25 protein-coding genes and 2 pseudogenes are annotated in these 21,344 nt (G+C 71.3%); 8 read left to right on the top strand and 19 right to left on the bottom strand.

What is annotated here, in order from left to right:
• Positions 1-185 (top strand): annotated as a pseudogene (locus tag CA983_RS22215) (hypothetical protein); the annotation flags it as partial.
• 63 nt (positions 186-248) lie between these two features.
• Here CA983_RS22215 and CA983_RS22210 read toward each other — a convergent pair.
• From CA983_RS22210 to fabG, 5 genes are all read right to left on the bottom strand, one after another.
• The gene (locus CA983_RS22210; protein ID WP_086602658.1) at positions 249-764 is read right to left on the bottom strand and encodes a hypothetical protein; all 516 of its coding nucleotides are present in this window, start codon (positions 762-764) and stop codon (positions 249-251) included.
• 99 nt (positions 765-863) lie between these two features.
• Complete coding sequence (ung, locus tag CA983_RS22205) at positions 864-1,547, bottom strand: uracil-DNA glycosylase (protein ID WP_086602657.1); 684 nt, start codon at positions 1,545-1,547, stop codon at positions 864-866.
• A gap of 93 nt (positions 1,548-1,640) precedes the next feature.
• A complete protein-coding gene (locus CA983_RS22200) occupies positions 1,641-3,227 on the bottom strand; it encodes an ABC transporter substrate-binding protein (RefSeq protein WP_167407429.1) in 1,587 nt (528 codons plus the stop codon).
• A 197-nt stretch (positions 3,228-3,424) separates the two neighbouring features.
• A complete protein-coding gene (locus tag CA983_RS22195; RefSeq protein ID WP_086602655.1) occupies positions 3,425-4,183 on the bottom strand; it encodes an SDR family oxidoreductase in 759 nt (252 codons plus the stop codon).
• 12 nt (positions 4,184-4,195) lie between these two features.
• Positions 4,196-4,957, bottom strand: a complete 762-nt coding sequence (gene fabG, locus CA983_RS22190; protein ID WP_020270157.1) for a 3-oxoacyl-ACP reductase FabG — start codon at positions 4,955-4,957, stop codon at positions 4,196-4,198.
• A gap of 261 nt (positions 4,958-5,218) precedes the next feature.
• Between fabG and CA983_RS22185 the strand changes: the two genes are divergently transcribed.
• Entirely contained in the window at positions 5,219-5,647 is a 429-nt protein-coding gene (locus CA983_RS22185) for an excalibur calcium-binding protein (RefSeq protein WP_086602654.1), read from the top strand.
• 21 nt (positions 5,648-5,668) lie between these two features.
• Here CA983_RS22185 and CA983_RS22180 read toward each other — a convergent pair whose 3' ends face one another.
• The 4 genes and pseudogenes from CA983_RS22180 to CA983_RS22160 form a co-directional block, all read right to left on the bottom strand.
• Complete coding sequence (locus CA983_RS22180) at positions 5,669-6,082, bottom strand: DUF3037 domain-containing protein (RefSeq protein ID WP_086602653.1); 414 nt, start codon at positions 6,080-6,082, stop codon at positions 5,669-5,671.
• Positions 6,079-6,834 carry a HipA family kinase gene (locus CA983_RS22175; protein WP_086602652.1) on the bottom strand — a complete coding sequence of 252 codons (756 nt, stop codon included), beginning with the start codon at positions 6,832-6,834 and terminating at the stop codon, positions 6,079-6,081. The genes CA983_RS22180 and CA983_RS22175 overlap by 4 nt, the downstream gene beginning before the upstream one ends.
• A gap of 268 nt (positions 6,835-7,102) precedes the next feature.
• Positions 7,103-7,433, bottom strand: a pseudogene (locus CA983_RS22165) (branched-chain amino acid transporter permease).
• A complete protein-coding gene (locus tag CA983_RS22160) occupies positions 7,426-7,731 on the bottom strand; it encodes a hypothetical protein (RefSeq protein WP_425276467.1) in 306 nt (101 codons plus the stop codon). Before CA983_RS22160 ends, CA983_RS22165 begins: the two are co-directional and overlap by 8 nt.
• Here CA983_RS22160 and CA983_RS22155 point away from each other — a divergent pair.
• Positions 7,710-7,904 (top strand): Lrp/AsnC ligand binding domain-containing protein, encoded by a 195-nt coding sequence (locus tag CA983_RS22155; protein ID WP_279628453.1) that lies wholly within the window; start codon positions 7,710-7,712, stop codon positions 7,902-7,904. The two genes, CA983_RS22160 and CA983_RS22155, sit on opposite strands and share 22 nt — an antisense overlap.
• 54 nt (positions 7,905-7,958) lie before the next feature.
• On the opposite strand, the gene CA983_RS22150 is transcribed toward CA983_RS22155, so the two are convergent.
• Both CA983_RS22150 and CA983_RS22145 read right to left on the bottom strand, forming a co-directional pair.
• A complete protein-coding gene (locus CA983_RS22150) occupies positions 7,959-8,684 on the bottom strand; it encodes a GAF and ANTAR domain-containing protein (protein ID WP_086602651.1) in 726 nt (241 codons plus the stop codon).
• A 161-nt stretch (positions 8,685-8,845) separates the two neighbouring features.
• Complete coding sequence (locus CA983_RS22145) at positions 8,846-9,328, bottom strand: ATP-binding protein (protein WP_086602650.1); 483 nt, start codon at positions 9,326-9,328, stop codon at positions 8,846-8,848.
• Between the two features lie 378 nt (positions 9,329-9,706).
• Between CA983_RS22145 and CA983_RS22140 the strand changes: the two genes are divergently transcribed.
• Positions 9,707-10,957, top strand: coding sequence for a cytochrome P450 (locus CA983_RS22140; protein WP_425276466.1), 1,251 nt, complete (start codon positions 9,707-9,709; stop codon positions 10,955-10,957).
• A gap of 103 nt (positions 10,958-11,060) precedes the next feature.
• On the opposite strand, the gene CA983_RS22135 is transcribed toward CA983_RS22140, so the two are convergent.
• Positions 11,061-11,594, bottom strand: a complete 534-nt coding sequence (locus tag CA983_RS22135; protein ID WP_086602648.1) for a hypothetical protein — start codon at positions 11,592-11,594, stop codon at positions 11,061-11,063.
• Positions 11,595-11,799: 205 nt separating this feature from the next.
• The gene (locus tag CA983_RS22130; RefSeq protein ID WP_086602659.1) at positions 11,800-12,375 is read right to left on the bottom strand and encodes a hemerythrin domain-containing protein; all 576 of its coding nucleotides are present in this window, start codon (positions 12,373-12,375) and stop codon (positions 11,800-11,802) included.
• Between the two features lie 215 nt (positions 12,376-12,590).
• On the opposite strand from CA983_RS22130, the gene CA983_RS22125 reads away from it, so the two are divergent.
• A complete protein-coding gene (locus tag CA983_RS22125) occupies positions 12,591-14,303 on the top strand; it encodes a RecQ family ATP-dependent DNA helicase (RefSeq protein ID WP_086602647.1) in 1,713 nt (570 codons plus the stop codon).
• Between the two features lie 37 nt (positions 14,304-14,340).
• On the opposite strand, the gene CA983_RS22120 is transcribed toward CA983_RS22125, so the two are convergent.
• From CA983_RS22120 to CA983_RS22105, 4 genes are all read right to left on the bottom strand, one after another.
• Positions 14,341-14,838, bottom strand: a complete 498-nt coding sequence (locus CA983_RS22120) for an SPW repeat protein (protein WP_244207051.1) — start codon at positions 14,836-14,838, stop codon at positions 14,341-14,343.
• 103 nt (positions 14,839-14,941) lie between these two features.
• Positions 14,942-16,117 (bottom strand): zinc-dependent alcohol dehydrogenase, encoded by a 1,176-nt coding sequence (locus tag CA983_RS22115; RefSeq protein ID WP_086602645.1) that lies wholly within the window; start codon positions 16,115-16,117, stop codon positions 14,942-14,944.
• The gene (locus tag CA983_RS22110) at positions 16,114-16,590 is read right to left on the bottom strand and encodes a hypothetical protein (RefSeq protein ID WP_086602644.1); all 477 of its coding nucleotides are present in this window, start codon (positions 16,588-16,590) and stop codon (positions 16,114-16,116) included. The genes CA983_RS22115 and CA983_RS22110 overlap by 4 nt, the downstream gene beginning before the upstream one ends.
• Before the next feature lie 213 nt (positions 16,591-16,803).
• On the bottom strand, positions 16,804-17,211 hold the full coding sequence (locus CA983_RS22105; RefSeq protein ID WP_086602643.1) for a hypothetical protein: 408 nt from the start codon (positions 17,209-17,211) through the stop codon (positions 16,804-16,806).
• Positions 17,212-17,513: 302 nt separating this feature from the next.
• On the opposite strand from CA983_RS22105, the gene CA983_RS22100 reads away from it, so the two are divergent.
• A complete protein-coding gene (locus CA983_RS22100) occupies positions 17,514-18,215 on the top strand; it encodes a GAF domain-containing protein (RefSeq protein ID WP_086602642.1) in 702 nt (233 codons plus the stop codon).
• Between the two features lie 313 nt (positions 18,216-18,528).
• On the top strand, positions 18,529-19,014 hold the full coding sequence (locus CA983_RS22095; protein WP_086602641.1) for a Rieske (2Fe-2S) protein: 486 nt from the start codon (positions 18,529-18,531) through the stop codon (positions 19,012-19,014).
• On the opposite strand, the gene CA983_RS22090 is transcribed toward CA983_RS22095, so the two are convergent.
• Positions 19,001-19,651 carry a cysteine hydrolase family protein gene (locus CA983_RS22090; protein ID WP_086602640.1) on the bottom strand — a complete coding sequence of 217 codons (651 nt, stop codon included), beginning with the start codon at positions 19,649-19,651 and terminating at the stop codon, positions 19,001-19,003. The genes CA983_RS22095 and CA983_RS22090 overlap by 14 nt on opposite strands.
• Positions 19,652-19,787: 136 nt before the next feature.
• Between CA983_RS22090 and CA983_RS22085 the strand changes: the two genes are divergently transcribed.
• On the top strand, positions 19,788-20,258 hold the full coding sequence (locus CA983_RS22085) for a pyridoxamine 5'-phosphate oxidase family protein (RefSeq protein ID WP_086602639.1): 471 nt from the start codon (positions 19,788-19,790) through the stop codon (positions 20,256-20,258).
• A gap of 73 nt (positions 20,259-20,331) precedes the next feature.
• On the opposite strand, the gene CA983_RS22080 is transcribed toward CA983_RS22085, so the two are convergent.
• On the bottom strand, positions 20,332-21,234 hold the full coding sequence (locus tag CA983_RS22080) for a LysR family transcriptional regulator (RefSeq protein ID WP_086602638.1): 903 nt from the start codon (positions 21,232-21,234) through the stop codon (positions 20,332-20,334).
• Positions 21,235-21,344: the final 110 nt, after the last annotated feature.

Here is a 21,344-nt window from a genome sequence, read left to right as displayed (position 1 = left end):
AGCCCGCCCCGCGCAGCCCACGACGTCCGCACACCCACCTGCCCGACGTCTCGGAGTCGGTGCGTCAGGGCGTCCGCGAGAACGTCCCGGACAACACGGACGTGTGCGCACTGGGCAGGCGCTACGGGGGGTGGCGGGCGGACAGCCCGGAGGCGACCATCTGCCGCGACGCCTACGGGCGTTGAACCGCAGCCGGGCCGGCAGGACGAGGGCGGCCACGAGCGCCGCCGTGCAAGCCACTCCGGGCGCTACGGCCGCTGCCTCGGCGGTGTCCACATCCCCCCGCCGCCCTCGCCCAGCCGGGACTCCAGCCGTCTGATGGCCGCCCGGACACCCTCGCCGTAGGGGTCGTCGGCGAGGGCGGTGGCCGCTCCCCGGGCCCGCCGCAGGTGTGCGCGGGCGGCGTCGCGGTGGCCGAGTCTGTCGTAGTCGGCGGCCAGGTTCAGGTGCAGGGACGGGTAGAACGCGCGTACCGCGAGCGCCCCCTCCCCCGAGGCGGTCCCGGCTTCGGTGATCTCCTGCGCCGCCGTCAACGCGCGCAGGTCCCAGGCCAGTTCGTCGGCGGGATCGTCCTGCGTGTCGGCCAGGTAATGGGCGAGGGTGCAGCGGTGCAGCGGGTCGCCGTGCTCCCCGATCTCCGCCCACAGGTCCAGGAACCGCTGCCGGGCCTCCTCCCGGTCCCCGGCGTGGTGCAGCATGACGACCTGCCCGATCCGCGTCGGCACGGCATCCGGCGCCGCCTGTCCCTGTCGCTCCACGACCACGCCCTCCGCACCACTCGCCCGCTGTTCCACCCGACGCTAACCGCACGCCGGGAGGATCCGGCTGAGGCCGCTCCGTACGTCGCCGGAGCGTGGCCGCCGTCAGCCCAGGTTCGGAATCGTCCAGTCGATCGGCTCGTGCCCCTGCGCCGCCACCGCCGCGTTGATCTGCGTGAACGGACGCGAGCCGAAGAACTTCTTCGCCGACAGCGGCGACGGATGCGCGCCCTTGACCACCGCATGCCGCGACTCGTCGATCAGCGGGAGCTTCTTCTGCGCGTAGTTCCCCCACAGCACGAACACCGCCGGGTCCGGCCGGCCGGCCACCGCGCGGATGACCGCGTCGGTGAACCTCTCCCAGCCCCGGCCCTTGTGCGAGTTGGCCTCGCCGCCGCGGACCGTGAGCACCGCGTTGAGCAGCAGGACGCCCTGCTCGGCCCACGGCATCAGATAGCCGTTGTCCGGGATCGGGGTGCCCAGCTCCTCGTGCATCTCCTTGTAGATGTTCCGCAGGGACGGCGGGATCCGCACACCGGGCCGGACCGAGAAGCACAGCCCGTGCCCCTGCCCCTCGCCGTGGTACGGGTCCTGGCCGAGGACCAGGACCTTGACCCGCTCGTACGGCGTGGCGTCCAGCGCGGCGAAGACCTCCTCGCGCGGCGGGTAGACGGGACCCCTCGCCCGCTCCTCCTCGACGAACTCCGTCAGCTCCTTGAAGTAGGGCTGCTGAAGCTCGTCACCCAGAACCCCGCGCCAGGACTCGGGCAGCATGGAGATGTCGGTCACGTCAACGTCCTCACGATGTGCGGTCACTTCCAGGCCACAGAACCTACCGGCGACCACTGACAACGCGCTCGGGAAGCCCGGTGCCCGCCCCGCCTACCAGGCGGTCTTGCGGTGCAGCTCCCACATCATCATGATCGTCGACGGGTCCATGGCCCGCTCCGCGCCCGAGATGTCCCGGCTCGCCGCCACGTACTGCCTGCCCTGCCACAGCGGCAGCAGCCGCGCGTCGTCCACGAGGATCCGCTGGGCCTCCTCGAACTCCTTCTCCACGTTCGCGCGGTCGCTCTCGCGTCGCGACCGGGGCAGCAGATCGCCGGTGATCTCGGGTGCCGGGTAGGGCGTACCGAGGGCGTTCTGCTCGCCGACGAACGGCGCGATGAAGTTCTCGGCGTCCGGGAAGTCGGGGAACCAGCCACGCCCGAACACCGGGTACTCGCCCTTCTGGTAGCCCTCGACGTACGTCTTCCAGGGGCGGCTCTTGAGGGTGATCGCGAACAGGCCGGAGGCCTCGAGCTGGCGCTCCAGCTCCTTGAACTCCGCGGCGGTCTCGGAGCCGTAGCGGTCGCTCGTGTACCAGAAGGTCAGCGGGACCCGCTGGTTGATGCCCGCGTCGGTGAGGATCTTGCGGGCCTTGCCGACGTCCGGGTCGCCGTAGTCGTCGAAGAAGCCCGTCGTGTGACCGGTGAGCCCCTTGGGGACCATGGAGTACAGCGGGTCGACGGTGTCCTTGTAGACCTTGTGGGCGATCGCCGCCCGGTCGACGACCTGCGCGATGGCCTGGCGTACGGCCTTGCGCTTCGCCCAGGAGTCCTTCGGGTTGAACACCAGGTAGTTGATGTCGGTGCCGGTGCCCTCGACGAGCTGGATCTCCTTCTCGTTGGAGGTCTTGCTCTGGAGGTCGACGACGTCGCCGGCGGCCAGACCGCGGTAGGTCACGTCGATCTGCTCGTCCCGCAGGGCCTTGACCATGGCGCCGGAGTCCTGGAAGTAGCGGATGGTCACCGCGTCGTTCCGGCGCTCGGCGAAGCCCTTGTAGCCGTCGTTGCGGACGAGGACGGCTTCCTTGGCGTCGTCGTACGAGTCGAGGGTGTACGGCCCGGAGCCGACGACGTCGGTGCCCTTGCGCAGGGAGTCCTCCGGGTAGGCGGCCGGGGAGACGATCGACATGGCGGGGGTGGCGAGCACGAACGGGAAGGTCGCGTCGGGCTTGTTGAGGTGGAAGATCACCTCGCGGTCGTTCGGCGCCTGGACCCGTTCGAGGCTGCCGAGCAGACCCGCCGGGCCGCCGTTGACGTTGATCTTGCGGATCCGGTCGAACGAGTACTTCACGGCCCGGGCGTCGAGCGCGTCGCCGTTGGAGAACTTCAGGCCCTCGCGCAGCTCGCAGCGGTAGACCTGGTTCGAGGAGTCGCTGAAGCCGCAACTCTCGGCGGCGTCCGGCTGGGGCTCGCTCGCGCCGGTCGGATAGCTCAGCAGCGTCTGGTAGACGTTGCGGAACAGCTCCCAGGAGCTGTCCCATGAGGCGGCAGGGTCCAGCGTGCTGGGGGCACTGGTGGTCCCCACGACGATCGGCCCTTCGTCCTCCGGAGTGTCGGACGACAGCACGCCGCATCCGGCGACCAGGGACGATATGGACGCGATGGCCGCCACCCGCCGCAGGCATCGGTTCCGGTTGAACACGCGCACGCTCCTCGATCTGCCATACCAAGGGTCGGCAGACCATACCGCAGTGCCGTGCCGGCTGACCCGCCCGGGACATGACTCCTTGATCGATAAACCTTTGACGACGTTGTCATCGCCCTTTGCCGTGCCTTTGCATGCGCACGGGCGCCTCCTGTGCGAAGGGGCGCCCGTGCCGAGCCGCGTACGCGCCGGCGTCAGCCCGTGCCGGCGTTGAGGAAGATGCCGCCGTCCACGACGAGCGTCTGGCCGGTGACCCAGTCGGACTGCCCGGAGGTGAGGAACGCGGCGGCGCCGCCGATGTCGGAGGGCACACCGAGCCGGCCGAGCGGGTAGGCCGCGGCGGCCTCCTCCTCCCGGCCCTCGTACAGGGCCTGGGCGAACTTCGTCTTCACGACGGCCGGGGCGATCGCGTTGACCCGTACCTTGGGCGCGAACTCGTGCGCGAGCTGCACGGTCAGGTTGATCATCGCCGCCTTGCTGACGCCGTACGCGCCGATGAACGGCGAGGGCGAGAGGCCGGCGACGGAGGCGATGTTGACGATCGCGCCGCCGTTGTCCTTCTGCCAGGCGTGCCAGGTCCTCTGGGCGAAGCCGAGCGCGGAGACCACGTTGGTCTCGAAGACCTTGCGGGCGACGTTCAGGTCGAGGTCGGCGATCGGCCCGAACACCGGGTTCGTACCGGCGTTGTTGACCAGGAAGTCGACGCGACCGAAGGCCTCCATCGTGCGCTCGACGGCGACGGCCTGGTGGGCCTCGTCGTGCGCCTTGCCCGCCACGTAGATCACGCGGTCGGAGCCGAGCTGCTCGACGGCCTCCTTGAGGGCGTCCTCGTTGCGACCGGTGATGCACACGCGGTCGCCGCGGGCGACGAGCGCCTCGGCGACGCCGTAGCCGATGCCGCGGCTGGCGCCCGTGACGAGGGCGGCCTTGCCGGAGAGTTCCACGGAAGTCATGTCTGCCGTCCCTTAGTCGAGCGGTCCGCCGGCCACGTACAGCACCTGGCCGGAGACGAACCCGGCCGCCTCGCCCGTGAAGAAGGCGATGGCGTTGGCGATGTCCTCCGGCTCACCGACGCGCGCCACCGGGATCTGGGTGGCGGCGGCGGCCTTGAAGTCCTCGAAGCCCATGCCGACGCGGTCGGCGGTGGCCTTGGTCATCTCGGTGGCGATGAAGCCGGGGGCGACGGAGTTGGCGGTGACGCCGAACTTGCCGAGCTCCTTGGCGAGGGTCTTGGTGAAGCCCTGGAGACCGGCCTTGGCGGCCGAGTAGTTGACCTGCCCGCGGTTGCCCAGCGCCGAGGACGACGACAGGTTGACGATCCGCCCGAATCCCGCGTCCACCATGTGCTTCTGGCAGGCCTTGGACATCAGGAAGGCGCCGCGCAGGTGCACGTTCATGACGGTGTCCCAGTCGGAGACGCTCATCTTGAACAGCAGGTTGTCACGCAGCACGCCCGCGTTGTTGACCAGGATCGTCGGCGCGCCGAGCTCCTCGGCGATCCGCGCGACGGCCGCCTCGACCTGCGCCTCGTCCGAGACGTCACAGCCGACCGCGATGGCCTTGCCGCCGGCGGCGGTGATCTTCTCCACGGTGTCCTTGCAGGCCGCCTCGTCGAGGTCGAGCACGGCGACCGCGCGGCCCTCGGCGGCCAGTCGTACGGCGGTGGCGGCGCCGATCCCGCGCGCGGCACCGGTGACGACGGCGACCCGCTGCTCAGTGGTGGACATGGCTGCTTCTCCTCAGGTGAGCGACCGCTTAGTACCTTCAGTGGATGTGACGCTAGAAGCCCTGGCACGCGGTGTCAACGGCCGGGCTCGGCATGTGATCCATTACCCGCGCCCACGATGCGCGGGAAGGCACGCTCCCTCGTCGTCCCGGCCCGACAAGTCCTGCCCGGCCACCCGATCGGTCTAAGGCTGCACGCCGCCGCGTCCGCGGCCCCCTAGCGTCGAAGCGCGAGCCACTCGTGGCCGGAAAGGAGGCGCTCCATGCGCCGTCGCACCACTGCCGCAGGCATGCTGTCCGCGATCGCCGCGATCGTGCCGCTGGCCGACACCGCTCACGCCCAACCCGACTTGGACTGCCGCGACTTCACCTTCCAGGAGGACGCGCAGGCCGTCTTCGACGCGGACCCGAGGGATCCCCACATGCTCGACGAGGACCAGGGCCCGGACGACGGCATCGCATGCGAGGTACTGCCCCGCCGAGGCGGCGGCGTAATCTCCCCCAGCCCCGACCGCCCGTCGGCTCCGGCCGCAACCACTCCCGCCACCACCGCCCCTTCCCGTGGCGTGCGGGGCGGAATGGGGGGCGCGGTGTCCTTCGGGCCGGGTGACTGGGACATCGCCATCGGTGTGACTTTCGCAGCCGGCGCCGCGCTTGCCGGCGGCTACCTCCTGAAACGACGCCGGCGCTGAAAAACCGACGCGGGCGGACGGTCATCGCACCAGCAGGTCCAGCAACCGCTCCGTCTCCGCCGCCGGGTCGGTGGTCAGGCCGGTGTGGACGGGGCCCGGCTGGACGATCGCCGAGCGGGGGGCGACGAGCCAGCGGAAGCGTCGGCCGGGGGCGTCGTCCGCTGCCGGGCCTGCCGCGGGGCCGCCTGCGCACATGCCCTCCACGGCCCGCAGCGCGGCGCGGACGCCGGCCACGTCGGCCTCGGGGTCGAGGGCCAGCAGGCGGGCTTCGTCGAGGTGGGTGCGGGCGCCGACGTAGGACTCGGCGCGGCAGTAGACGAGGACCCCGGCGTTGATGCACTCGCCGCGCTCAACGCGCGGGACGACGCGCAGGACGGCGTACTCGTAGATCTGGCGGTCGCGCGTCCCGCCCTTGATGATGTGCCGGTCGCTCACTTGATCCCCTGGATGCGGTCGTGGATGACGGCGGCCCGGGCGAGCAGCGGCCGCGCGTAGGCCTGCCTCAGGTCGTCCGGGGTGTCGAAGCCGGGCTCGCCCGTCAGCCAGGCGTCCGGGATCTGCGCGGTGACGGCGGCGAGCAGTTCCTCGGTGACCCGGGGCGCCAACTCGGCCGCCGCGGCGGCGACATCGGGCGCGAAGGGCGCCAGGACATGGTCGGAGGCGTCGTACGGGCGGGCCGCGGAGGTCTGCGCGCCGGGCCAGTTGTGGTGCCAGATCATGGTCGCCCCGTGGTCGACGAGCCACAGCTCGCCCCGCCACATCAGCAGGTTGGGGTTGCGCCAGGACCGGTCGACGTTGTTGACCAGCGCGTCGAACCAGACGATCCGCCCGGCCTCCTCGGGACTCACCGTGAAGGCGAGCGGGTCGAAGCCGAGCGCGCCGGAGAGGAAGTCCATGCCGAGGTTGGTGCCGCCGCTGGACTTGAGCAGGCTCTGCACCTCCTGGTCGGGTTCGCCGAGCCCCAGCTCCGCGTCGAGCTCGACCGTGACCAGGCGTGGCACCCGCAAACCCAGCCGGCGGGCGAGTTCCCCGCAGACCACCTCGGCGACGAGCGTCTTGCGCCCCTGTCCCGCGCCGGTGAACTTCAGGACGTACGTCCCGAAGTCGTCGGCCTCGACGAGTCCCGGCAGCGAACCGCCCTCACGCAGAGGCGTGATGTAGCGGGTCGCGGTGACCTCATCCAGCATTTCCCAGGCCACCCATCTCGTCAACCTTGCAATCCACGACCCCGCCGTATGAGGGGCGCAGCAGCGGGAATCGCCCGTCAACGGCCCTGGGAAGAATCCGGGAAGTTCCGGCCGGCATGCGGTTCTCCCGGCTTCCCGAGCAGTCCGTCGATGGCGGTTCGCCCCTCGCTTCCGGCCTCTGGCATCAAGTGAGCATAGTAACGAAGGGTGATCGCGGGCGAGGTGCCCGAGCCAGCGCGCCAAGGCCGCGACGGACGGTGGGTGGGAATCAGTGGGCGAAGACCGTGCTCGACAGGGCGACGTGGACAGCGGTCCCGCCCAGGATGCTGAGCAGGGCGTTGCGGCGCCACAGGTGCAGGCCGATGGTGACGGCCAGGGCCGCGAGCGGGGCCAGGGCACGCGGCTCCGTCACGGGCAGGTCGCGCAGGCAGTAGACGACCAGAATCACCATGACGCCGGCGGGCATGCGGGCGCTGAGGAACTGGACGGTCACGCTCGCGCGCAGGGGGGGCGAGGACTGCGAAGGGCAGAGCGCGCAGGGCCCAGGTGACGGCGGCGACGGCGAGGACGGCGACGACGGCGTAGGAGGTGTCAGGCACGGCTCGGCCTCCTGCCGGACGTGAAGTGGCAGGCCAGCAGCCCGGCGGTGAACAGGGCGAAGGCGGCCAGGAGCAGCTGGCCGGGGAAGAGGAGCCGGGCGGCCACGGCGCTGAGCAGCGCGAGGGCGGGGGTGGGCAGGTCGCCGCGCAGGTCCCTGAGGGCGTCGAGGGCGAGGACGGTGAACAGGGCGGTCAGGGCGAAGTCCAGACCCGTGACGCTGTCCGGGATGAGGGAGCCGAGCAGGGCCCGGCGGTCGCGCTGCCGGCCCAGTACAGGTGCATGAAGAGCTGCAGCCACAGGATGCGCCGGCTGGACCAGGAGCGGGCGGCCGTCCCGACTACTTCCTCCGCGTCGCGGTCGCCGACCACGCCGCCTACGAAGCCTTCCTCACCAGCAAACTCAGCGGCCTGCCCGCCGTCCTGCGCCTCGAATCCCACCTCACCATGAAGAAGATCAAGGCGAACGACTGAACCTTCGAGGAAGGCAGTGGGTACACGGTCTCGCAACGGAGTTGGGGTGTTACGTCAAGCGCGGGGGCGCAGTTCGGGAGTGGTGGGGGGCCGGCCGGTGAGATTGGTGATCAGCTCCGTGCACAGGTCGCGGAGTTTGATGTTGCGGTGCTGGGAGGCGGAGCGCAGGATGCCGAAGGCCGCGTCAGCGGTGCAGCGGCGCTGACCCATGATCACGCCGAGGGCCTGGTCGATGACGCTGCGGGATTGCATGGCGGTCTGCAACTGGTCGGCGAATTCCTGCGTGTCGCTGATGCGCTGGGCGAGGGCGATGCCGCCGGTGGCCTGTGCGGCCAGGGAGCGCAGGGCTGTGAGGTCGGTCTGTTCGAACGCGTCGGGCGGGCCGGCGTAGAGGTTGAGGGCGCCGGCGGTGTGGGTGTGGGGGGCGATCGGCAGGGAGAAGGAGGAGCGGATCCCGCAAGACACGGCGTAGGCGGGGTAGTCGCCCCAGCGGCTCTCGTCCAGCATGTCGGGGACGACGATCTCCGCGCCGGTGCGCAGGGCTTGCAGGCAGGGGCCATCGTCCTGGCCGTACTGTTTCTCGTCCAGTTTGGGCGCGGCGGGTCCTGCGCTGACCACCGTGACGGGCCGGCCGTTGCGCTCCAGGGTCAAGCCGGCGCCCTCGGCCTGGGACAAATCGAGGGCGGCGTCGGCCAGCGTCTGGAGGAAGTCTTCCAGGGAGTCGGTCTCCAGCAGCCACTGGGTGATGTGGCTGCTGTCGTACGCGTCATCGGCGTTCATGATGTGTTCCTTCGCAAGGCCCGCGGCCCCCTGGGCCGGCATCGGTCGTGCCACCGGGGCGACGGCATCCAACGCCCGAAGGAACATCTCCGGTGCGGCCACTGCCTGACGCCGGTTCAGGGCGGCGCGGCTCGGCCTCTGCTTCACACGCTACTCCGGTCTCACCTTTCGGCCGTCTCACGGACCGCCGAGGTCTCCGCAGAGTCGTCCGCGAGCATGACCACAGCCGTTGAGCGCTTGCCGACCGGCTCACGGCGCACCTCGAAGCCCTGGCACACGGCCATGACGATCTCCAGACCGTGCCGGCCGACCCGGCCCGGCTCTGCCGCCGCGGCCACCGGCAGCGTCGGGTCACTGTCCCAGACGGTGACCCCGACCCGGCCGCCGGACGCCTCCAGGTCGAGCAGGCACGGACCGGGCGCGTACTTGCAGGCGTTCGTAACCAGCTCGCTGACTACGAGCTGGACGATCTCCATCGCACGGGTGGACACCGGAACGCCGTGGACAAACCGCAGGCGCGCCAAGAACGCGCGGGCCACGCCACGCGCCCGGGCGATGTCGCCAGGATGGCACTCATACGCCGCCGAGACAGTGATCGGTTCCTCATCCAGGAGCGCGCTGTCGTTCCGGGCAGCCTCGTCCATGCGATCCGCCCGCTTCCTGAGCCGTGACCGTCATTACGACCGGCGTCTACCCCAAGAGCCGAGAAACACCGGATTCGTGCGTGAATCGTGCGGACACGCGGCGGGTGGATCAGGCGGCGCAGGGTTCCGGGGAACTGACCTCGTCGGCGTGGGCCAAGCGGTGACGGCCGGATTCGCGGTCAGCGCCCTGCCGTCGGAGAACACCCGCGGCGGCATCAGGGTCCACCGCGGCGCGGCAGAGGGGCTCATCGACTGGGTGCGGTCAGGCGGGCACAGGCGTCCTGCAGCCGCACGCTTGGACCACCCGTGCGGACCGGCCCCAGGTGTCGCGGCCCGGAGCGCGGGCACCCGGCGGCCATGGACTTACGGAGGTCGCCCGTGATCGATCGTTCTCTGCCGGCTCTCGCCCAGGGCTACTCCTGGCTGCCCGGCCTGCTGCGCGAGCACCCCGACGGCGTGGCACGCACCCGCGTGATGGGCAAACCCGCGCTCGCCGTGCGGGGACCGGAGGCGGTGCGGTTCTTCTACGACGAACACAACGTGCAGCGCGGCGGCGCCCTCCCAGGCCCCGTGCTGAGCACCCTGTTCGGCCACGACGCCGTCCACACGCTCGACGGCGGCGCCCACCGCGCCCGCAAGGAGTTCTTCCTGCCGCTGCTCCAGGCCGACCGGATCGCCGGCCTTGTCGAGCATGTCGTCCCCGTGTGGGACGACGCGGTACGGGAGTGGAACAGGGCCGAACAGGTCGTGCTGTTCGACGTGGCGAGCGTGGTGCTCACCCGCGGCGTGTGCCGCTGGGCGGGCGTCCCGCTCGACGAGGGCGCCGGGGAGACGGAGCATCTCGCCCGCGACCTGGTCGCCATGGTCGACGGCTTCGCCACCGCCGGGCCACGGCACTGGCGGGCCCGGCGTGCCCGCAGTCGGCAGGAGGAGCGCTTCACCCGGCTGGTCGAGGATGTCCGCTCGGGCAGGGCCGCCGCCCCCGAGGGGTCGGTGCTCGCCGCTGTGTGCCGGCATCGCGAGGCCACCGGTGAACTGCTCCACCCGCACACGGCGGCCGTCGAGCTGCTGAACGTCATCCGGCCCACCGTCGCCGTCTGCTGGTTCGTCGCCTACACGGCGCACGCGTTGCATCTGCAGCCGAACCAGCGCGAACGGCTGCGCGGTGGCGACACCGCCTACACCGCCGCGTTCGTGCACGAGGTGCGCCGCTTCTACCCGTTCGCGCCGTTCCTCGGCGGCGTCGCCGTGCGGGACCTGTCCTGGCAGGGCGTCTCGGTGCCGGCCGGCGCGATGGTGCTGCTCGATGTCTTCGGACAGAACCACGACGAGGAGCTGTGGGGCGACCCGTACGTCTTCCGCCCGGAGCGGTTCCTCGAACACGCGGTCGAGCGCGACGAACTCATCCCGCAGGGCGGTGGCGAACCGCGCACCGGCCACCGCTGCCCCGGCGAGGGCCTCACCATCGGGCTCCTCGAAGCCCTCGCGCTCCGCCTGGCCGGCCTCGACTACACCGTCCCCGACCAGGACCTGCGCATCTCCCTGCGGCGCATACCGGCCCGGGTGCGCAGCGGCGTCGCCGTACGGGACGTGCGGGTGCCGAGCGAGCGCACGCTGACGGCCGTGTGACGCCCGCGCGCCGCAGACAGGCCAGGCTTGCCGTGGACGCACAGCACACCGGTCACCTCCGACTCGTACGGTGGGCAAGGTGCGCCCCGGCGGGCCGCCGGGGTCACGTGCCGTGGGCGTGCCTGCGGGGCAGGGGGCCGAAGTGGGCGTGGCGGCCGGGGCGCACGGCCGCGTGGCGCTGTCCGGGGCCGGGGCCGCTGCGGGCGGCGAGGGCGTCGGCGACGGCGCCGGTGGTGAAGGCGTAGACGGCCTTGTGCAGGATGTCCACGACGAGTTCCGTGCGGGGCCAGGTGGGCGGGGGCGCGCCGACGCCGGTCGCGTTCTCCAGGATCTGGTCGTTGGTGAGGCGGACGACGGTGAACTTGGCGGATGCGACCGGTCCGCGCAGTCCGGCCTGGGACATGACCGAGCGCAGCACTCCGAGGAGGGCGGCCTGGCCGTAGTGCATGGCCCAGTTCACCGGCAGCGGCTGTGGGCCGGGCCGTTCGGGCATGCCGGTCAGCCGCTGCAACACCCGCGCGGGTACATGGGAGTCGGGCCGGCCGGTGACGGCCTGCTCGATCTTCTCGCCGAGGGTCATCACGACCCCTCCGGCGGTACCGGCGAGCAGCCCCTGCCACAGTGCGCGCTTGAGCATGTGCTGACGGGTACCCGTTACGTCCGCCTCCACCCCTCCGTGCGGCACGGCTGCCACTGGTTCCGAGGCGGCGGTCGACGAGTCGGGGCAGCGGTCCACGAGATCGTCACCGCGCCGAGGTGCCGGCACTGGTCGCCGGGTTCCTCCGTGCGCCGGTTTGCGCCACCGCCCGTCCCTGGACCGGGGCCACGCGTTCGCCCGGCTGTCAGCCGTCCGTGCCCATCGCCTTGCGGACTGCGTCGCGGGTCCGGTCGACCAGGGCTGCCATGGGGCCGACGGCGATGTTCTCCGCCGCGGTCTCGGCTCCCGGGTGCGGGCGGGTGGGCGCCATGGCCTCGGCAGCCCGGACAGCCGTGGCCAGCATGGCGAGCTGCTGCGCCCCGGCGTTCTCGCGGAGCCGGGGGAACTCGTACTGTTCCTCGGAGGCCGCGTGCTGGAGCACGTCCGCGCGCAGCTCCCGCAAGGCGGGCAGGAACTCGGGGTCGTCGGGGTTCATGTCGTCGAGCCGGCTCAGCTTCTCCTTCGCGGCCCGCTCTTCCTCGAGACGGTCGTCGACCACCCGCTCACCGTCCTGGAAGAGACGGCCGGCCGCGGGGTGGACCACCTCTTCCTCGGCCGTCTCGTGGACGGCCAGCAGGCGGACGAGTCTGCGGAACGGCTCCGCCCGGTCGTCGGCAGTGGCGTTCTCGACCTCGGCGAAGAGGTCACGGATGTGGTTGTGCTGTTGCGTCAGCAGTGCCACGACGTCGTCGTTCTCGCCTGCTTCGTCCATGTGCGGCATGGCGTCGGTCAAGGGGTCCTCCTGGGGTTCGTGCCGCAGCGCGTCGGCCCGGGGCGTCGGCTCGGCCGGCCTTTGTCCAGGTTGTCCCTGGCGCCGGGCGGCCGCGACCGCACGGAGCCGAACGGCGGGGAGCCTCACGCATCGCGGCAGCCGCCGCGGGGTACCCGGCCCGTGCTCGCGAGAGGGTCTCGGGGAAGTGAAGGAGGCTTCGTGCCATGACCCGGCGCACGGGGAGCCCCAAGGCCCGGGCGGACGCGGGCGGCCCCGACCGGATCGCGGAGCTGCGCCGCGTCGCGCGGGAGCGCTTCGGGTGGAGCGACCTGGGGCCCGAGCAGACGGAGGCGATGAGGGCCCTGCTCGATGGCCGTGACGTGCTGGTCGTCATGCCCACCGGTTCCGGCAAGTCGGCGATCTACCAGGTACCGACCGTCGTGCTCGGCGGCCCTGCGGTCGTGGTGTCGCCGCTGATCGCCTTGCAGCGCGACCAGGTCACCGGACTGCGGGAGAGCGCGGCACCGGACGCCGTGGCCGTGAACTCCGCGCAGCCCGAGTCGGCCACCGACAGAGGCTGGCGGGCCGTCCGGGAGGGCGATGCCGAGTACCTGTTCCTTTCCCCGGAGCAGCTGGCCAAGGACAGTGTGCTCAAGCGGCTGCGTGAGCTGGGCCCCTCGCTGTTCGTCGTCGACGAGGCCCACTGCGTCTCCGCGTGGGGGCACGACTTCCGCCCCGACTACCTGGGCCTGGGCGAGGTCGCCGAACGCCTGGGCCGTCCGCCGGTGCTCGCTCTGACGGCGACGGCCGCGGCCCCGGTGCGGGCCGACATCGTGGAGAACCTGCACATGCGCGACGCCCATGTCGTGACAGCCGGAACCGACCGGCCCAACATCCACCTGGCGGTGCGCACGTTCACCGACGACGCCACCAAACGCGAGGCCGTCTCACGCTGGTCGGCCGGAGTACGCGCCCCGGGCATCCTCTATACGGCCACCCGCAAGGACGCCGAAACCCATGCGGCGCGACTGCGGCAGGACGGCGTGGACGCCGAGGCGTATCACGCGGGGATGAAGGCGTCGGAGCGGCGCCGGATCCACGACGGCTTCATGGCCGGCGCGCCCGCCGTGGTGGTGGCCACCTCCGCGTTCGGGATGGGCATCGACAAGCCCGACGTACGGTTCGTCGCCCACGCATCCGTGCCGGAGTCACTGGACTCCTATTACCAGGAGATCGGGCGCGCCGGCCGCGACGGGGACCCGGCTGATGCGGTGCTGTTCTATCGCCCCGAGGACCTGGGACTGCAGAGGTTCCTCACTGCCCGGTCCCTGGACCTCGACGGACTGCGCCGGATCATGACCGCATTGCTCGGCCAGGACGCCCCGCACAGCCGCAGCCGCGTGGCTCACCAGTGCGGCCTGTCACGCCGGAAGACCACCGACCTGCTGAACCTCCTCGAAGAGGCCGGAGCCGTGACCGTCGAGGGCAGGCACCGCGCGGTCCGGGCCCTTCCCGGCCGTACGGCGGCCGATGCCGCCGAGAGGGCGGAGGAGGTGTTCGAGCGGCGGCGCCGGATGGACCGCTCGCGTATCGAGATGATGCGCGGGTACGCGGAGACGCCGTCCTGCCGTCGTCAGTACCTCCTGGGCTACTTCGGCGAGCAGCTCGACGAGCCGTGCGGACGGTGCGACGTGTGCGAGCGGGACGATGACCGGCGCGCCGAGGCAGGGCAGCTGGAATCGCAGCGGGAATCCTCCACCGCCCCCGGGCACCGTGCGCCGTACGAGCCCAACGACAGGGTGCGCCATACCCAATGGGGAACGGGCATGGTCATGCGCGTGGAGGAGGACCGCCTCGTCGTGCTGTTCGAGCAGGTCGGCTACAAGACGCTGTCCATGGCAGCGGTGCAGGAGAGCGACCTGTTGGCCGGCGCATGAGCCGGACCGGCCAACAGGGTCAAGCCGCAGGGTGCTCCTAGACGGCCCCTCCGGGACCGGGCATCCCGCGGTTGCCACCCGCTGTCGACCGTGGTGAGCGGTCCGCGCGGGCGGCGGCGGCGCTGGCTGCCAGTGCCAGCAGCAGGGCGACCGCACCCACGATGATGTTGTTGACGACGCTCCTCGTCGTGCTGACGTCACCTGCGATCACCCAGGGGGCGATGATGGTCCACACACCGAGGGCGCAGGCCGCCCACGCCATGCTGTGTGTGCGCTCGTAGGCCCGGCCGAAGCCGCCGCTCATCAGGAGGGCGTACGCGATCCCGACGATCACGTTGCTGACGGCCAGCCTGGAGAGATTGTCGAACCCCGCGATCCACGGCGACGCCGCCAGGTAGATGCCGGTGAGGAAGGCCAAGGTCTCGACGGCCTGAGCCCGGGGTGTGGTCGCTGCGCGTTCGGCCATCTCGTGGCGGGAGCGCATCTCGACGATGTCGGGGTGCGTCTCCATGGACGACCGGGGGGAAGTGGTCATTCCTGTCACCTCCCAGGTGGCAGATCGATATCCCAAGAACGAGTACCCAGGCCCCACTAACGAACCGTCCCGCTCGCCGGCCGGACTTTGTCACCGCCTCCGCTCAGCCGCCCGGCCGGATGACCGCGCGTACGCAGCCGTCGGTCTTGTGCTTGAACAGGTCGTACGCTCGCGGCGCCTCGTCCAGCGGGACGGAGTGGGTCGCCAGATGGGACGTGCTCAGCTCCCCGGCCGCCATACGGTCCAGCAGCATCGGGATGTAGCGCTGGCCGTGCATCTGTGCGCCGCGCACGGTCAGGCCCTTGTTGATCACCGCGCCCAGGGGGAACTTGTCGACGGCGCCCGCGAAGACGCCCAGGATGAAGACCGTGCCGCCCTTGCGGCAGGCGTGGATGGCCTGCCGGACGGCGGTCGGGCGGTCCGTCTGGAGCCGCAACTGCTGCTTGGCCTGGTCGTACAGGTGCACCGGGCTGTCGCTGTGCGCCTCCATGCCGACCGCCTCGATGCACACGTCCGGGCCGCGGCCGCCCGTGCGTTCGCGCAGTTCCGCCCCGACGTCGGTGGCCGTGTAGTCGATGACCTCGCTGCCGATGTGCCGCTCGGTCATCTCCAGCCGCTCGGGAATCCGGTCGATGGAGATCACCCGCTCCGCGCCCAGCAGGATCGCGGCACGCGCCGCCATCTGGCCGACGGCCCCGCAGCCCCAGACGGCGACGACGTCGCCGGGCTCGACGCCCGCCAGGTCGGCGCCCATCCAGCCCGTCGGCACCGAGTCGGACACGAACAGGGCGCTGGTGTCGTCGATGCCCTCCGGGACGGGGAAGGCGCCGTAGTCCGCGAAAGGCACGCGCACGTACTCGGCGTGGCTGCCCCGCAGTCCGCCCATGGCGTGCGAGTAACCGAAGATCCCGCCGGTGTCCGCGCCGAACAGGGCCTGCCCGATGCCGGGGTTGGTGTTGGTGTTGTCGCACAGCGACCAGAGGTCGTGGGCGCAGTACCAGCAGCGGCCGCAGCCGACGAACGAGCAGACCACCACCCGGTCGYCCACCTTGTGCCGGCGTACCGCCCCACCGACTTCGACGACCTCGCCGAGGAACTCGTGCCCGATGACGTCCCCGGACCGCATGAAGGGGATGTAGCCGCCGATGAGGTGCAGGTCCGAGCCGCAGGTGGTGCCCGCGATCAGCCGTACGATCACGTCCTGTTCGTTGCGCAGGACAGGATCGGGCACCTGCTCCACGCCGAGCTTGTCGACGCCTTCCCAGCACAGCGCCTTCACAGCACTCCCTCCCCGCCCGCGCGCCTGGACAGCAGCCCGACGAGCTTCCCGCCGGGGGTCTCGTGTGTGGTCGGCGGTGTGTCGGGTCGCATGACCTCGCCCGTCTCCAGCAGCGCCTTCGCCTCGCGCAGGGCGCGGCGCAGATCCTGGCGCTCGTCCTGGCCGGCGAGCCGTGCGGGCAGGGAGCCCGCCACGTCCTGTGATTCCTTCAGGCGTACGGCCAGTTCGGTGCCCCGGTCGCCGGGCGCGGGGGTGATCCGGGTCTCGATCCGGTCGCCGTACTCCCGCAGCGGCGGCGGCAGCTTCTCGGGCTGGATGTCCCCCGGTGCACGGTTGATCGTCACGGTCAGCCAGCGGTCCCCGGCGGCCGGGTCGTCCGGACGCGCCTCCGAGCGCCGCATGACGACGACGGCTCCGGCGGTGACCCCCGCAGCCGCGACTGCCAGTGATTTCCAGAATTTCCAGAGGGGCATCGGCGTCACGTCCTTCGGGAGGCAGAGGAGCGGGTGCTGCTCGGGGTACGGGCGTGCGTACTGCTCGGGGTACGTGCGTGCGTGGTCATCGTGGTTGTGCCCTTCCAGTGCGCACCGATGAGTGTCGGTACGCGACGCGTAACCCTCCGTGTGCGGTGCGACCTCGTCGGGGGACCGGTCAGGGGCCCGACCAGCCGCCGGTGCGAACGTCCCTCATCGGGCGTTGCTCCTGGCCTTCCTCGTGGAGTTCTGGCCGGGGGCGGAGCGCAGCCAGGCGGCGATCCACCCGCTCTGCATCGCGGCGTCGAGGAGGTACGTGGGCCGGATCCGGCCCTTGGGTACGTAGATCAGATCGATGGCCAGCAAGGTCATGGCGGTGCCGAGACCGATGCGGCGGGCCTGGGCCGGGCCCTGCGGGTCCGGTGCTGCCGCGAGCTGGGCCACGCCGGCGGAGACCAGCAGACCACCCGTCGTCATCTGGAGCCAGACGTCGCTCTTCGGGCCGAACACCCACTCGAAGCTGCGCAGATGCAGCAACGGCCACAGCCCGCCCACGACGTTGAACGCGCCGTGCGCCACCGCGACCGTGTCCGCCCGCTCGGGGACTCGGGCCTTGGTCATATGCCGTCCCTCCGTAGGGTCGGCCGGGTACCCGGCCGACCCGGCGGAAAACGACCGCGGGCGAACGACGGCAGGCGACGGAGCCGCGATCGGCGTCGTCACGGCCAGGTGGGGTACTCCGCCGGCATGGCTCCTCATCGGCAGACGGTGCATCGGCACACGGCGAACCGGCAGACGGTGAACCGGCACACGGCGAAGACGCCTCCCCGGCAGACCCCGCGGGTCACCGGATTCCGCGTACGCGTGTGCGCAGCCGTCCGTCCGCCCGCCCTCCCGTCTGTGCCGGGTCAGTGGAGGGCCGGATGACGGCCGAAGCCGTCAAGGCGGCGCGGCTGGTCGCGGAAGCCGCAGCGAAGGCACCGGCTGAGGAGGTTCCACGGCGGGTGTGCGGGGCGGTGTGCGAAGGGCTGGGCATGGACGGCACCACCCTTTCGCTGCTCACCGACACCCCTTCCCGCCAGTTGCTCGCCGCCTCGGACGACGCGGCGCTCCTGCTGGAGGAGATCCAGTTCACGGTGCTGGAAGGCCCCTGCATCAGCGCCGCGCGCTCCGGTGAACCCGTGGCGGTGAACGACCTGCGCGAGGAGCTGACGCCTTGGCCCCTCTTCGGTGCGACCATGCGCGAGAAGCTGCCGCAGGTGGGGTCGGTGTACGCGCTCCCCGTCTTCTTCGGCGACTACGTCCTGGGAACGGTCGACCTGCTGGCACTTCGTTCCCAGGCTCTGAGCAAGGAGGCTCTGGAGCAGGCGTCGCACGTGGCCGACGCCGTGGCGGCCGCCCTCCTGCCGACCCGCGACATGATCGTCACCGGGGCCCAGGCACCGACCTGGGAGCCGGAAGAGGTCGTCCGCGCCCACTGGTTCGACACCGCGCGTGCCGTCGGCGCCCTGGCGACCCGGCGGAGGCTCAGCCCCGAGAACGCGCTTGCCCTCATGCGCGCCGAAGCCTTCCGCACCGGCAAGTCACTGTCGGACATCACCAGGGACATCCTGCGCGACCCGTGAGCCCGGCAACGGCCGGTACGAGGTTTGTGCTCGTCGCATGACCCGCGTGTGGGAAGTGCGGACGGGACCCGGCTACTGACCGAGCGTCACAACAGCGAGTACCCCACCGGCTGGGCGGCCCCGGGGTGGTGGGGTGGTTCCTGGCGCATGGACACGACCTCGCGGCGGCGGCCCGGAACTCGACAGCGAACCGACAGCGCCGCTTTACCCATGTCCTTCCGCGAACCGGTCAGGATTTCGACATGGTCTGAACAGCCGGTCCCCAGGGGCCGTACCTCTCGGCAGATCACGAATCCCCGGAAGGAACGTCAGCATGACCAGCGAATCAGTTCAGCCGAAGTCGGGACCGAGCCGCCGCACCCTCGTGGCGGCGGTGGGCGCGGCAGGGCTCACCGTGGCGCTGACGGCGTGCGGATCGGGGGACGAGGCGTCCGATCCGTCCACCGAACAGGGCGCCGACGGCGGCGCGACGAACGAGGAAAGCGGCTTGTCCGCCGGAGCTGGAGCCGGTGGTGCGGCGCTGACCAAGACCGCCGACATCCCCGAGGGCAGCGGCAAGATCTTCAAGGACGAGAAGGTCGTCGTCTCGCAGCCGGCCGCGGGCGACTTCAAGGCATTCTCGACGGTCTGCACCCACCGGGACTGTCCGATGGTGGACCTCAAGGACGACATCATCTCCTGCACCTGCCACGGCAGCCAGTTCTCCGTCCTCGACGGCAGTGTGAAGAAGGGGCCGGCGGTCGAACCGCTGGCGGCCAAGCAGATCAGCGTGAACGGCGACTCGATCACGCTCGCCTGACCCCGCGCGGGCGCGTCAGACACGCCAGCACCTCGTCCGTGGTCGCGACCGTGGCGACCAACGCGAGGGTGTGGCGGATCATCGCGGGCGTGTAGTCCGAGGGCACTCCCGCGATGGCGTCCGCCGGGACGACGGCGGCGTAGCCGCGGTTCACGGCGTCGAACACGGCGTTGGGAACGGCCACGTTGGCCGAGACCCCGGTGACGATCAGCGTGCGGCAGCCGAGGTTGCGCAGCAGCGGGTCGACATCGGTGCCCTGGAGGGGCGACAGCCCGTGCAGGCGCCGTACGACGAGGTCCTCGTCGGCGACCTCGATGGGGGCCGCGACACGCACCGCCGGCGTACCGGACAACTGCTGGACGGGCAGGCGTTCGGCGGCCCGGAACAGGCGGGCGTTGCGGCTGGCCCCGCGGCCGTCGGGGCGGCGCTCGGCGATGGCGTGGACGACTTGGACGCCGCCTTCGTGGGCGGCGGCCACCAGTCGGGCGACGTTGGCGAGCATCCCGCCGGCGCGGGCCTCCTCGGCGAGTTCGGGCAGAGCGCTGTCCGCTCCGACGACGCCCTCCTGGCACTCGACGGTGAGCAGCACGGTGGTCCGCGGATCGAGGAGTTCGCTGAGCTCTGCGTGCGTGGGCACGGTTCCCCCTGGGCGCCGGCGGCTGGGCGCGTGAGCGTAACCACCATTGCGCATGGACGGAAGAGAACCCATCCTTTTCTGACGTGATGTCAGAGGATCTCCTCTGACACGACGTGAGAGAAGAAAGAGGGGGAGCATGACCGTCACTCAGCAGCGCCGGGGCCGGAAGATCATGATGACGCCCGGCGAGCTGGACGATTTCCTCGCCACACAGCGCACCTGCCGGGTCGCCACGGTGTCGGCCGACGGCGCCCCGCATGTGAGCACGCTGTGGTTCGCCTGGGACGGCACCTCGATGTGGCTGTACTCGGTCGTGCGCAGCAAACGGTGGGCCGACCTGCGGCGCGACCCGCGGGTGGCGATCGTGGTCGACACCGGTGAGGAGTACGACGAGCTGCGCGGCGTCGAACTCTCGGGCACCGTCGAGTTCGTGGGCGAGATCCCGCGCACCGGCGAGCTGTGCGCCGAACTCGACGTTCCCGAGACGTTGTTCGGCCGGAAGAACTTCGGCCTGGAGGAGATGCCGCACGACGGCCGGCACGCCTGGATGCGGCTGACGCCGCAGAAGATCGTCTCCTGGGACTTCCGCAAGCTGGGGACCCAGTAGGTGAGGCGCGCCCGGCCCCGCCCCGCGCCGGGGGCGCCGCGCCGGGCGGCCACGGCACCGCCGCAGCCCGGGCTCAGCCGAGGCTCTCCCCCGCCGCCTTGAGGGCCTTGACCGCGGCCCGGATCGACGGGCGGCGGTCGGCGTCCGCGCGCCAGACCACGTACACGTGCCGCCGGACCCGCTGCCTGACGGGGACGGTCACGACCCCCGCGGGCACGGGACGGCGGCCGAGCAGCGGGGCGACGCACACGCCGAGGCCCGCGGCGACCAGCGCGAGCTGGGTGTGGGTCTCGGCGGCGCGGTGGCCCACGAGCGGCTCGATGCCCTTCGAGCGGAGCGTGAACATGAGCCACTCGTGGCAGAACTCGCCCTCGCCCCAGGTGATCCACTCGTCGTCGGCGAACTCCGCGAGGTCCACCTCGTCACGCCCGGCGAGCCGGTGGTCCGCGGGCATGGCCACATCGGCGGGGTCGTCCATGATCGGCGCCTTGACCAGGCCGTCGGGCAGGGCCATCGGCTTGTTGTACCAGTCGAGGACCACGGCGAGGTCGAGGTCGCCGCGCACCACCCCGGCGAGGGCGGCCTCCGGTTCCAGCTCGCAGGAGCGCAGCCGGAGCGCGGGGTGCCGCTCGCGCAGCGCGGACAACGCGAGCGGGAGCAGGCCGCGGGCGGCCGTCGGGAACGCCGAGAGTCTCAGCTCGCCGACGACCTGTCCACGCTGCGCCTCCAGGTCCGACTGGGCGAGTTCGACCTGGGACAGGATGCGCGCGGCGTGCTCGGCGAGCAGCCGGCCCGCGTCGGTGAGCCGCACACCCCGGCCGTTCTTGGCGAGGAGCTGCTGCCCGACCTCCCGCTCCAGCTTGGACATCTGCTGGGAGACGGCGGACGTCGTGATGTGCAGCCCCTCGGCCGCGCCGCTGACCGAGCCGTGCCGGGCGAGGGCGTCGAGGGTACGCAGGCGCTCCAGGTTTAACATGTAAGCAATCCTACGCAATATTGGGTGCGAAATCTCGATTGTGCTACGAGGTTTTTGCCCGCCATCGTGGTTCCATGAGCACCGTCACCACCCCCGGCGGGGTCACCACC

The organism is Streptomyces swartbergensis (assembly GCF_002148965.1).
Classification (GTDB): Bacteria; Actinomycetota; Actinomycetes; order Streptomycetales; family Streptomycetaceae; genus Streptomyces; species Streptomyces swartbergensis.
The sequence above is the reverse complement of the archived record's forward strand: the minus strand, read 5'-3'. Positions and strand labels throughout refer to the sequence as shown.

Coding starts and splice junctions, on each gene's coding strand:
- CA983_RS22195 (WP_086602655.1), bottom strand. CDS start 4,183: ATGACTTCCGTGGAACTCTCCGGCAAGGCCGCCCTCGTCACGGGCGCC.
- fabG (WP_020270157.1), bottom strand. CDS start 4,957: ATGTCCACCACTGAGCAGCGGGTCGCCGTCGTCACCGGTGCCGCGCGC.
- CA983_RS22185 (WP_086602654.1), top strand. CDS start 5,219: ATGCGCCGTCGCACCACTGCCGCAGGCATGCTGTCCGCGATCGCCGCG.
- CA983_RS22175 (WP_086602652.1), bottom strand. CDS start 6,834: ATGCTGGATGAGGTCACCGCGACCCGCTACATCACGCCTCTGCGTGAG.
- CA983_RS22150 (WP_086602651.1), bottom strand. CDS start 8,684: ATGAACGCCGATGACGCGTACGACAGCAGCCACATCACCCAGTGGCTG.
- CA983_RS22145 (WP_086602650.1), bottom strand. CDS start 9,328: ATGGACGAGGCTGCCCGGAACGACAGCGCGCTCCTGGATGAGGAACCG.
- CA983_RS22135 (WP_086602648.1), bottom strand. CDS start 11,594: ATGCTCAAGCGCGCACTGTGGCAGGGGCTGCTCGCCGGTACCGCCGGA.
- CA983_RS22130 (WP_086602659.1), bottom strand. CDS start 12,375: ATGCCGCACATGGACGAAGCAGGCGAGAACGACGACGTCGTGGCACTG.
- CA983_RS22125 (WP_086602647.1), top strand. CDS start 12,591: ATGACCCGGCGCACGGGGAGCCCCAAGGCCCGGGCGGACGCGGGCGGC.
- CA983_RS22120 (WP_244207051.1), bottom strand. CDS start 14,838: ATGACCACTTCCCCCCGGTCGTCCATGGAGACGCACCCCGACATCGTC.
- CA983_RS22110 (WP_086602644.1), bottom strand. CDS start 16,590: ATGCCCCTCTGGAAATTCTGGAAATCACTGGCAGTCGCGGCTGCGGGG.
- CA983_RS22105 (WP_086602643.1), bottom strand. CDS start 17,211: ATGACCAAGGCCCGAGTCCCCGAGCGGGCGGACACGGTCGCGGTGGCG.
- CA983_RS22100 (WP_086602642.1), top strand. CDS start 17,514: ATGACGGCCGAAGCCGTCAAGGCGGCGCGGCTGGTCGCGGAAGCCGCA.
- CA983_RS22095 (WP_086602641.1), top strand. CDS start 18,529: ATGACCAGCGAATCAGTTCAGCCGAAGTCGGGACCGAGCCGCCGCACC.
- CA983_RS22085 (WP_086602639.1), top strand. CDS start 19,788: ATGACCGTCACTCAGCAGCGCCGGGGCCGGAAGATCATGATGACGCCC.
- CA983_RS22080 (WP_086602638.1), bottom strand. CDS start 21,234: ATGTTAAACCTGGAGCGCCTGCGTACCCTCGACGCCCTCGCCCGGCAC.